Source organism: Streptomyces sp. NPDC056160, assembly GCF_042268205.1.
GTDB lineage: Bacteria > Actinomycetota > Actinomycetes > Streptomycetales > Streptomycetaceae > Streptomyces.
On sequence record NZ_JBHJUW010000110.1, the window covers coordinates 18875 to 29529 of the forward strand.

8 protein-coding genes and 1 pseudogene are annotated in these 10655 nt (G+C 73.2%); 5 read left to right on the top strand and 4 right to left on the bottom strand.

Annotation, left to right across the window (positions count from 1 at the left end; translation table 11 throughout):
• Window positions 1-9 precede the first annotated feature (9 nt).
• Window positions 10-237 (top strand): annotated as a pseudogene (locus tag ACFC02_RS31135) (hypothetical protein); the annotation flags it as partial.
• A 31-nt stretch (window positions 238-268) separates the two neighbouring features.
• Window positions 269-997, top strand: a complete 729-nt coding sequence (locus ACFC02_RS31140; RefSeq protein ID WP_376364559.1) for a glycoside hydrolase family 95-like protein — start codon at window positions 269-271, stop codon at window positions 995-997.
• On the opposite strand, the gene ACFC02_RS31145 is transcribed toward ACFC02_RS31140, so the two are convergent.
• A complete protein-coding gene (locus ACFC02_RS31145; RefSeq protein ID WP_376364537.1) occupies window positions 958-3357 on the bottom strand; it encodes a beta-N-acetylglucosaminidase domain-containing protein in 2400 nt (799 codons plus the stop codon). The genes ACFC02_RS31140 and ACFC02_RS31145 overlap by 40 nt on opposite strands.
• Window positions 3358-3961: 604 nt before the next feature.
• Here ACFC02_RS31145 and ACFC02_RS31150 point away from each other — a divergent pair.
• The gene (locus ACFC02_RS31150) at window positions 3962-4459 is read left to right on the top strand and encodes an SRPBCC family protein (RefSeq protein WP_376364540.1); all 498 of its coding nucleotides are present in this window, start codon (window positions 3962-3964) and stop codon (window positions 4457-4459) included.
• 48 nt (window positions 4460-4507) lie between these two features.
• Here the strand turns inward: ACFC02_RS31150 and ACFC02_RS31155 are convergent, their stop codons facing one another.
• The 3 genes from ACFC02_RS31155 to ACFC02_RS31165 all read right to left on the bottom strand — a co-directional run bounded on the left by ACFC02_RS31155 (window position 4508) and on the right by ACFC02_RS31165 (window position 9291).
• The gene (locus tag ACFC02_RS31155; protein ID WP_376364544.1) at window positions 4508-5299 is read right to left on the bottom strand and encodes an SAM-dependent methyltransferase; all 792 of its coding nucleotides are present in this window, start codon (window positions 5297-5299) and stop codon (window positions 4508-4510) included.
• A 220-nt stretch (window positions 5300-5519) separates the two neighbouring features.
• Window positions 5520-8249 carry a SpoIIE family protein phosphatase gene (locus ACFC02_RS31160; RefSeq protein ID WP_376364547.1) on the bottom strand — a complete coding sequence of 910 codons (2730 nt, stop codon included), beginning with the start codon at window positions 8247-8249 and terminating at the stop codon, window positions 5520-5522.
• A gap of 103 nt (window positions 8250-8352) precedes the next feature.
• A complete protein-coding gene (locus ACFC02_RS31165; protein ID WP_376364550.1) occupies window positions 8353-9291 on the bottom strand; it encodes a LysR family transcriptional regulator in 939 nt (312 codons plus the stop codon).
• Between the two features lie 70 nt (window positions 9292-9361).
• On the opposite strand from ACFC02_RS31165, the gene ACFC02_RS31170 reads away from it, so the two are divergent.
• Both ACFC02_RS31170 and ACFC02_RS31175 read left to right on the top strand, forming a co-directional pair.
• Window positions 9362-9679 carry a hypothetical protein gene (locus tag ACFC02_RS31170; RefSeq protein WP_376364553.1) on the top strand — a complete coding sequence of 106 codons (318 nt, stop codon included), beginning with the start codon at window positions 9362-9364 and terminating at the stop codon, window positions 9677-9679.
• Window positions 9676-10422, top strand: coding sequence for an SDR family NAD(P)-dependent oxidoreductase (locus ACFC02_RS31175; protein ID WP_376364556.1), 747 nt, complete (start codon window positions 9676-9678; stop codon window positions 10420-10422). Before ACFC02_RS31170 ends, ACFC02_RS31175 begins: the two co-directional genes overlap by 4 nt.
• Window positions 10423-10655 lie beyond the last annotated feature (233 nt).

Sequence of the window (10655 nt, forward strand, 5' to 3'; positions counted from 1 at the left end):
CGGCGCGGCATGCCGCGCACGGCCGGTTCCCTGGGCGCGCTCGTCGCGCTCTCCTCCCTCCCGGAGTTCACCGCCGCGGCGAGCGCCGTGCCCCGGCCGGCCTCGGCACGACCGGTGCCGGACGAGGAGGCGGTGACCCTGTGGTACCCGGCCCCGGGCAGCGAGTCCCGGATCATGGAACAGGGGCTGCCGATCGGCAACGGGCGGCTCGGCGCGCTGGTGACCGGCCACCCCTCCCACGAGGCGATCTGCGCCCACCACCGGCCGGCTGGAGGAGTGGATGACCGACGCCGACCTCGGCGAGACGACGCACCGGCACCTGTCCCCGCTGGTCGGCCTCTTCCCCGGCGACCGCATCAACCTCCAGGACTCCCCGGCCGGGATCCTGGACGGCGTCACCGCGCTCCTCACCGCCAGGGGCATGGTCAGCTACGGCTGGGGCAGCGCCTGGCGCGCGCTGTGCTGGGCCCGGCTGAAGAACGCCGACAAGGCCTGCCGGCTCCTGGAGGAGGTGCTGAAGCCGTCCGTAGGCTCCAGCAACGGAGCGGCCGGCAACTTCTTCGACATGTACCAGCTGAGCGGCAGCAGTTCGGTGTTCCAGATCGACGCCAACCTCGGCATGCCGTCCGCGATGGTCGAGATGCTGGCGCAGTCCCGCCCCGGCCGCCTGGTGCTGCTGCCGGCGCTGCCCACGGCCTGGGCGGCCCGCGGTGAGGTCACCGGGATCGGGGTGCGCGGGGACCTCACCGTCGACGTGGAGTGGGCGGCCGGCCAGGTCCGTGGCTTCACCCTGCGCGGCGCCCCCGGCACGGGCACGAGGGTGGTGGCGGGCGCCTGGAGCCGCCAGGTCACCGTGCCCCGCGAGGGGACGGTCACCGTGCGGCTCCAGCCGGGCCGACGGCGCCGACAGGCCAGGGGCGGCAGGTCGTTCAGGACCGTCCGCCCCTCCTGCTGTGCTCAGCCGCTCGCGGGAGCGCCGTACACGCCCATCTCGTAGAGGGAGTAGCCCCAGCTCGTGCGGCGTTCGACGCCCTGCATCCGGACGTAGTCCACGGGCCGGTCGGCGGTGAGGCGGATGACGTCGGTGCCGCAGGCGGCGGGCGCCACGGTGGCGGCGGTGGTCCAGTGGACGCCGTCGGCCGAGGTCTGCACGCGGTATTCACTCGCGCAGGCGCTCTCCCAGGCCAGCGTCACCGCGGCGACCTTCGCGGGCGCGGCGAGCTTGATCTGCACCCACTCGTCGTCGCCGTACCCCGAGGCCCACCGGGTCGCGGTGTCGCCGTCGTTGACGTAGCGGGCGGCCAGCCGGTCGAGGCCCTGCTCCACGCTGGAGGCGCTCGCGGTGCCCGTCAGGGCGAGGTTCTCCGCGCCACCGGCGGAGTCCCACAGCTCCAGCATCGTGTCGGCCTGGACGAGGAAGGCGTCGAGGACCCCGTCACCGACCTTCACCTGGGCCTTCCCCCAGGCGTTGCGCGACGGGTCGACGCGCACTGCCTCGGCCTGCCGCCGGAGGGCACGGGACTCGGTGAGCAGGGACTGCGCGCGGTCGGCGTCGCCGTGGACCCGGGCCGTGAGGGCGTCCACCATGGACACCATCGACCTGCCCCACAGCGCGGTGGCGTTCAGCCACGGCCCGGCGTCGGCGACGAAACCCGCCCCCACGGCTCCGCCGCGGATCCGGGCCGGGGCCTGCGCGACGGCGGTGGCGTACGCGCGCAGTCCCGTCAGCGCCCCCGTCCGGTCCCCGGCCTTCCACTGCGTCCAGAACGCCTTGAGGCGCGCGCTCAGTTCCGGAGCCTGCGGCTGCCACGGCGTCGCCCCGAAGGTGGGGGCGAGGTGCTCCAGGTCGGCGAAGACGCGCAGGGCGCCTGCCGCCTCGCGGTCGCCGCCCGCCAGGTGGGCCAGGGCCTGCGTCCAGGAGGCGTTCGCGTCGTAGGCGCGGTCGTTCCAGGCGAAGCCCGCCGCCCCGGACACGGCGATCTCGCTGGCGTAGGGCTGGTTCATGGGGTTGGCGACGATGCCGCTCAGGTGCTCGGAGAGACCGGCCTCGCGTTTGTCGTACGGCGCGAGGAGCAGCCGGCCACTGGTGTTGCCGTAGTCGTTGACCGGATAGTTGTCCCAGACGAAGACCTTGCGGCCGAACAGCTTGGAGGCCGCGTCGGCCTGCTCGTCGGTGATGGCGGGTGGGACGACGTCGGTGCCGGTCCACATGACGACGACCGCGGGATCCAGCGTGGCCCGCAGGGTCTGCTTGTACGACGTGTCGGTGAGGTCCCCGTACTCGGTGGGCACCGTCTGCAGGGGCCGGGTGCCCGGGTGGGTGGCGACGAAGCCGCGCTGCACGTCGTTGAGCAGATCCACCTGGGCCTTCGCCGCGGCGGTGCGTCCGGGCCCACCGTACGCCGCCTGGTCGCCGGCGCAGTTCCACTTCGTGTAGCTGATGTCGTCCAGCGGGATGGAGAACGCGCGCCCGCCGAGGTCGTAGACCGCCTGGAGTTTCGCCTTCAGCGCCGCCCGGTCGGCGGGGTCGGAGTAGCAGACGGAGCCGCCGGGGGAGACGGCGAAGGTGAACCGGACGTGGTTGGCGTTCGCCCGTGCGACCAGTTGCCCGAGTTCGGCGAGCTTGTCGGCCGGGTACGGCAGGCGCCACTTGTCGCGGTGGTAAGGGTCGTCCTTGGGCGCGTAGACGTAGGTGTTGGCCTTGACGTCGCCGTAGAAGTCCATCTGGTCCAGGCGTTCGGCCTGGGTCCAGGGCTGTCCGTAGAAGCCCTCGATGGTGCCGCGCAACGGCATGGCGGGGTGGTCGCTGACCCGGGCCCCGGCGATGCGCCAGCCGCGGGAGGACCGCACGAACAGCTGGCGCAGCGTCTGCACGGCGTAGAACTGCCCGGAGGCGTCCGTGCCGCCCAGGGCGACCTGCTTGCGCGGACCCTGCGAGGTCACCCGCAGCGCATACCCCTCGGCCTGGCCGGGCACGGTCGTGCCGTCGAGGCCGGCGGCGATGTCCGGCCTGGAGGCCGGCCCCAGACGCACCGTCAGGAGTCCGGGCGGGATCCGGACGCCGGGCGCGACGACGTCGATGCGGCCGGCACCATGGGCGCGCAGCTCGCTCTTCAGCCGGTCGCGGGCGGCAGGGTCGGTGCGGTCGTCCGCCACGACGACCGCGTGCCCGGTGACCTCGGCGTCCGCGCCCGCCCTGGCGATCGACCGCGGGGTGGGGGAGACCACGGGGAGGCCCTGCCCGGCCGCGAGTTCGGTGGCGGGCCCGGCGTGGGCCACGGGCCCGAGGCCGAGTTGACCGGCGGCGAGGCCGACGGCCAGGAGGGTCGCGCTGATGAGGGAACGGGGTCTCTTCACGGGTCTCCGATCCGTTGCGAAGGAGGCGGACGGCCCGGCGGGGCCTGTCCAGGGCTGGATCCGTGGAGCCGGTACGGGGCCGCGCGCAGGGGCCAGTCGCCGGACGGCGCTGAACAGTGGGTGACCCGGTGGTCACCGTGGCACAGGAGCGAACACGATGTCTAGACCTCTTGGTTCAGACCAAACGGCGAGGTCGGAGCGGTACCGCGGGCCGGAACCCCTCGCTTCCAGCGGGTTCGGCGGCTGGCGAGCCGCGTTCGACCGTGTGGGCAATTGTGGCCTCCGGTGGGCACTCTTGACCACGCGGAAGTGGCTCCCTACCGTTCATCGACGTCCCGCTCGCCCGCCCCGCACGATCCGGACCACCAGCACGCCCTGCGGCTGCCGGGCGTCTTCGCGCACGGCACGACGGCCGCCCCGTGGATCCGGGTGGGCGCCGCCTCGATCGCGCGCATCGGGCGCCCGCCGCGTGGTGCCGGACCGCTGCCGGCCGGCCCGCTGACATGCGCAGTCGTAAAGCCGTACGGGCCGGGTACTCGCGCACCATGCCGAACGGCGGGCCTGGTCCGCCGCAGTCGATCAGCGAATCCGGAGGCACACGGGCATGAGCACGGTCAAGAAGACGGTGGAAGTCGACGTCCCCGTCCACACCGCGTACAACCAGTGGACCCAGTTCGAGTCCTTCCCGCACTTCATGGAAGGTGTCGAGGAGATCCGGCAGCTGGACGACCGCCACAACCACTGGGTCACGAAGGTGTCGGGCGTCAAGCGTGAGTTCGATACCGAGATCGTCGACCAGCTTCCCGACGAGCGCATCACCTGGCGCACCACCAGCGGCGACACCCACCAGCGGGGCACGGTCCGCTTCGAACGGGTCGACGACGCGCACACACGTGTCGAGCTGGTGATGGACATCGAACCCAGCGGCATGGCGGAGAAGACCGGGGACCTGCTGGGGGTGGTGGACCGGCGCATCAAGGGGGACATGGACCGCTTCAAGCAGTACATCGAGGAACGGGGCGGCGAGACCGGGGCGTGGCGTGGGCGTATCGCACCGGGCGACCAGGGGGGGACGCCGGGCGACCGGCGCGGCACCCTCTGACCCGCCCGCGCCCCACCCGCCCGGAAGGCGGGCACCGCCGCCGCGGCGCTACGCCTTCCGGGCCAGCCCGGCTGCTATGAGCCGTTCCCAGACGGTGAGGTCCCGCTCGCCGTCGGGACGCCACAGGGAGGCGGGGACGATCCCGGGGTCCAGGATCTCCAGGCCGTCCAGCAGGGAGGCGATCTCCTCGTCCGTGCGCCACCGGCCGCGGCCGAACGTCTGCTGGAGCACCTTCTCGGCCTCCACCGTCTCCGGGTTGCGGCCGGAGCGGAAGTGGCTGACGAAGAAGTAGCTTCCGGAGGGCACCTGCTCGCGCCAGTAGCGGACGATGCCCGCGGGGTCCTCCTCGTCGTTCACGTGATGGAGGATCGCGCTGAAGACGACCGCCACGGGGCGGTCGAAGTCGATCAGTTCCAGGGTGTCCGGGTGGTTGCGGACGCCCTCGGGGTCGCGTACGTCGGCCGCGATGACCCGGGTCCGCTCGTCCTGCTCCAGCAGGGCACGGCCGTGGACCAGCACCTGCGGGTCCATGTCGACGTACACCACCCGGGAGTCCGCCGCGTACCGCTGCGCGACCTGGTGGACGTTGTCGGCGGTCGGCAGCCCGCTGCCCAGGTCGATGAACTGCCTCACCCCGGTGGTCGTCGCGATCTGGGCGACGGCCCGCGTCAGGGCGGACCGGTTGGCGAAGGCGATGGCCACCGAACCGGGAAGATCACGCTTGAACACGTCCCCGATCTCCCGGTCCACGGCGTAGTTGTCCTTGCCGCCGAGCAGGTAGTCGTAGACACGCGCGATACTCGGCTTGCCGGGGTCGATGGAAAGGCCGTCATCCGTCATGGCGGCCATCTTCCCCCGAGACGAGGCCTGCTGACCATCGGTTCGTTCAGTTCGATCCGGTCGGTGGACCTGCGCACCGCCCTCGGTCCGCCCGGACCAAACTTCCGTGGCCGAGCGGCTTCTCGCCCTCGCCGGCCGTCTCACACGTGCGTGCACACCGGGCGCCCGAAGGCACGAGCACGGCCTTCGGGGTGCCGTTGCGGAGCGCGCCCCCGGGCGGTCAGCCCGGTCTCGCCTGTCCTGCCGGTCTCTGCTCCGACCAGATGACCTTCCCCGTCTCCGTGTAGCGCGTTCCCCATCGGTCGGCGAGCTGGGCCACGAGGAAGAGGCCCCTGCCGCCCTCGTCGGTCGTCGCCGCGTACCGCAGGTGCGGTGCCGTGCTGCTGCCGTCGGAGACCTCGCAGATCAGCGTCCGGTCGTGGAGCAGCCGCACCCGGACCGGGTCGGTGCCGTAGCGCACCGCGTTGGTGAGCAGTTCGCTCAGGATCAGCTCGGTGACGAAGGCCTCCTCGTCCAGTCGCCAGGCGGCGAGCCGGTCGGCGACCTCACGGCGGACGTGCCCGACGGCGGCGGGGTCGCGCGGTACCTCCCAGGTCGCCACCCGTGACGGGTCCAGGACCCGGGTGGCGGCGACGAGGAGCGCCACGTCGTCCTCGGGCGGCCCCGTCAGCAGCGTCGCCAGCACCTCCCGGCACGTCTCCTCGGGGGTGCGCCCGGCCCGGGCGAGGCTCTGCCGCAGCAACTCGATGCCGTCGTCGATGTCCCGGCCGCGGGTCTCGACGAGACCGTCCGTGAACAGCACGAGCCGGCTGCCCTCGGGCACGTCGAACTCCACCGCCTCGAACGGCAGGCCACCGACACCGAGGGGAACGCCCGCGGGACTGTCCGGGAACCGCACGGCGCCGTCGGGCATGACCAGCGCGGGGCCGGGGTGCCCCGCCCGGCTCATCGAGCACCGGCCCGCCACCGGGTCGTAGATCACGTAGAGGCAGGTGGCCCCGGTGGCCCCGGTGCTGTCGGCGGTGCCTTCCTGGTCGATCCGGGAGACCAACTCGTCCAGGTGTGCCAGGAGTTCCTCGGCGGGCAGGTCGAGGGTGGCGAAGTTGTGCACGGCGGTCCGCAGCCGCCCCATGGTGGCGGCGGCGTGCAGGCCGTGGCCCACCACGTCGCCCACCACCAGCGCGACCCGGGTCCCCGGCAGCGGGATGACGTCGAACCAGTCCCCGCCCACCGAGGCCTCGGCCGGCAGATACCGGTGGGCGATGTCGAGCGCGCTCTGCCGGGGCAGCCCGCTCGGCAGCAGACTGCGCTGCAGGGTCACCGCCGTCTGGTGCTCACGGGTGTAACGGCGGGCGTTGTCGATGCACACCGCCGCCCTGGTCGCCAGCTCCTGGGCGAACGCCTCGTCGTCCTCGTCGAAGGCGGCCGGGTTCTCCGAACGCCAGAAGCTGACCATGCCGAGGACCACGCCCCGCGCGTGCAGGGGGACGGACAGGACACTGTGGAAGCCGTAGGCCAGGACGCGCGCGGTGCCCTCCGGGTCGTGTCGATGCCAGCTCAGGGCCGCCCCCAGGTCCGTCTCCGGCAGGGAATGCCGGTGGCTGCCGCCCAGGGCGGCGGTGCTGGTGGGCACGATGCCGGTCACCCGGCCCAGCGCGTAGAAGGGGTGGTCGTCGCGCAGCGCCGTGAGAGCGGCCCGGCGCATCTGCACGACCCTGCCGTCCGATTCGCCCGGCTCCTCTCCCCGGAACACCGCCTCGGCCAGGTCGACGCTGGCGAAGTCGGAGAACCGCGGGGTGGCCACCTGGGCCAGTTCCCGCGCGGTCGTGGCCACGTCGAGCGTGGTGCCGATGCGCGCGCCCGCCTCGTAGACGAGCAGCAGCCGCTCGCGCACCGCCTCCGCCCGCCCCGCCACCGCCCGCAGCTCCGTGGTGTCCCGCAGGGTGGCGACCATGCCCGACGGGCCGTCGGCGCCGCCGGTGGGCCGCACGTTCACCGCGAGCAGCCGCTCTCCCACCGGCACCACCTCGTCGGTGGCCGGATCGCCGGACTCCAGGCGCCCGGCGATCCGGGGGTGCAGGCCGGCCTCGGCGACCGGAGCCCCTTCGGCCTCCGACGGGAGGTCGAGCAGCCTGCGCGCCTCGTCGTTCGCCAGGACCAGCCGCCCCCGCTCGTCGGTGATCAGCACCCCCTCGCGGACGGAGTGCAGCACCGCGTCGTGGTGCTCGTACATCCGCGTCATCTCGGCGGGGCCGAGGCCGCGGGTCTGGCGGGACAGCCGCTGCTTCACCAGGGCCGCGCCACCGACGGCCAGGAGGAGCGCCCCGGCGGCACCGGCGAGGATGACCGGCAACTGGCGGCTGACGGACTGGTTGACGTGGTTGAGCGTGATCTCGACGCCGACCATGCCGGCGATCGAACCGTCGCTGCGGAAGACGGGGACGGTCGAGTCCACCGCCGGTCCGACACTGGCGTTGCGTTCCGTCGTCTCGGGAACGCCCTGCAGCACCTTGCGGTGCGAGCCCAGGATGTGCTTGCCGATGAGGTGGGGATCCGGGTGGGTGTAGCGGATCCCCCGCGTGTTCGAGACGACGACGAACGCCACGTCGGCCGCCTTGCGGATCGCCTCGGCGCGCGGCTGGAGCACGGCCGTCGGATCGGCGCTGTCCAGGGCCGCCGCCGTGCCGGGTGCGTTGGCGAACGTCTGGGCCACCGACAGGGTCCGCTGCCGGGCCTCCTGCGTGCTGTCCCGCCGGACCTGGAGGACCAGGGAGGCCGCCGCGGCCACGGCGAGCAGCGCCACCAGCACCACTTGCAGCAGGAACACCTGCCCCGCGAGGCTCTGTGCCGCCAGCCCGCGCCCGCGGAGTGCCCTGTGTCGGCGCGGGGTCGGTGATGTCCTTCGGAACAGACGCTTCACAAGCCCACCGACCGGACGATCTGTGGCCATATCCACATTATGGGCGCCCCGCAACACGTCGTTCCCGGTTGCGCTCGGTAACGGGAATGTCGCCCGGGGTGCGGCGGCCGGGCGCCGCATCCCGCCTTCGGGATCACCGTGTGGTGGCACCGGAGCGGTCGGCGCCGGGCGGTGTCTCCCGTACGGGTCCGGTGCCGGGCGGTGTCTCCCGTACGGGTCCGGTGCCGGGCGCGGGCCGGCGCGACCGCAGCGCGGCGGCGACGAAGGACGCGACGAGCGGCCGGCGGTCCCGCGCGTTCCACGCGAGGACGAGGCGGCTGGGCGGCGCGTCGGACACCGGCAGGCCGACCATCCCGTCGGGGACCGGTTCGACCAGAGACCGGGGCAGCACTCCGATCATCCGGCCCACCGTGATCATCTGGAACAGCTGCACCACGTCGGTGACCTCCGGACCCGTGCCGTCACCCCCGGGAACCCCCTTCCAGCGCGGCAGCGTCTCGCCCTCCAGCTCCGACAGGCGCACCGCGGCGTGCCCGGCCAGGCGGTGCCCGGCGGGGACGACTGCCACGCGGTCCTCGCAGTGCAGCGTCTCGTGGTCCAGACCGTCCAGATCGTCGAACGGTACGTAGAGCAGCCCGACGTCGGCCCGGCCGCCGCGCAGGAGGTCCGAGCGGTCGGCGGGACCGCTGAACAGGATGTCCACCTGGCGGGCGTCGGGCTGCTGGGCGTACGCGGCGAGGATCCCCGACAGCAGGCCCGCGTCGCCGCCGGGCTTGAGCACGAGCCGCAGCCGGGTCCCGGCGTCACCGGCGCGCCGGGCGCTCTGTACGGCAGCGCTCACCGCGTTGAGCGCGTGCCGCCCGTGTTCCCGCAGCGCCTCACCGGCGGGGGTCAGCCCGACGTGCCGGCTGGAGCGGACGAACAGCGCGACACCGAGCCGGTCCTCGATCCGCCGGATCGCCTTGGACAGCGCCGGCTGAGCGATCGAGAGCCGGGCGGCGGCCCGGCCGAAGTGCAGCTCGTCGGCGACGGCCAGGAAGTACTCCAGCTCACGGGTCTCCAGTTCGATCATGCCTCCAGGTTATCGCCGGATGCCGAACCGGTCTTGGACCCGGACGGCGTTCGCCGTCGAGAATTGCCGCATGATCACCCACACGATGATCGTCTCCTTCGAGGATCCGATCCCCGACAGTGCCCTCGATCAATACCTCTCGGACATCGAACGGGTCATGCTCGACTCCGGGTCCGTCCAGTCGGCCGTCTCCCGGCGCCACATCCCCGTCCCCGGTGAGGAGGCCGTCCCGGCGCTGATCGCGACCGCGATCGTGCGGTTCACCGTCGCCGACACCGACGCGCTGGCGAAGGCGTTCGAGGCGCCCGGGCTGCACGAACTGATCCGGCGCTGGCAGGCGCGGCACCCGTACAAGGTCGCCTGGGCGAACCACGAGGAGCCGGCATGAGCGACGTCTCGCGCAAGGTGGGGCTGGTCACCGGCGCCGGCAGCGGCATCGGCCGCGCGACGGCGCTGGAGTTCGCCCGCAGCGGCGCCGCGGTCGCCGTGCTGGACATCGACGAGAGCTCGGCGGCCGAGACCAGCGAGATGATCAGGGCGGACGGCGGTCAGGCGCTGGCCCTCACCGTCGACATCGCCGACGAGCGCTCGGTCCGGGAGGCCGTCGAACGCACGGTCACGGCCTACGGCGGCCTGCACTTCGCCGTGAACAACGCGGGTCTGGACTCGCACCACCGGCGGCTCGACCAGATGACGCTGGAGGAGTTCGAGCGAGTGGTCCGGGTCAACCTGGCCGGGACCTTCCTGTGCATGAAGTACGAGCTGCCCCTGCTCGAAGGCGGTGGTGCGATCGTCAACATCGCCTCCAACGGCGGTCTGTACGCGATCCCGACCGCCCCCGCGTACGTGGCCGCCAAGCACGGCATCGTCGGACTCACCAAGGTCGCCGCGGTCGACTACGCACCCGCCGGCATCCGGGTCAACGCCGTCTGCCCCGGTCCGACCCGCACGCCCGGGTTCGAGCGGGTCGCGGCGGGCACCGACATGATCGCGTTCCAGGAGTCGATCACACCGCTGGGCCGGATGGCCACGTCGCAGGAGGTCGCTGCCGCGGCGGTCTGGCTCTGCTCGGACGCCGCGTCCTACGTCACCGGGATCGCGATGTCGGTCGACGGCGGGCGGCGCGCATGACCCACCCGGTGACGGCCCGGGCCACCTGATCGCACGCCGGACGACGGCCGGTCCGGCCCCGCACGGGCAGCGGGCCGGCCGCCGCGACGGAAGCCGAGACGCCGTTGAGTCGGCAGGGGGAAGGGGCGTTCCGGACGGGGGCCGGGGGCGCCCGCCTACCGCCCCCCGCCCCCCCCGGGGCGACCGCGGGGCCGCCCCCGCGCCCCCCCCGCCGGTCGGCACCGCCTACCGGC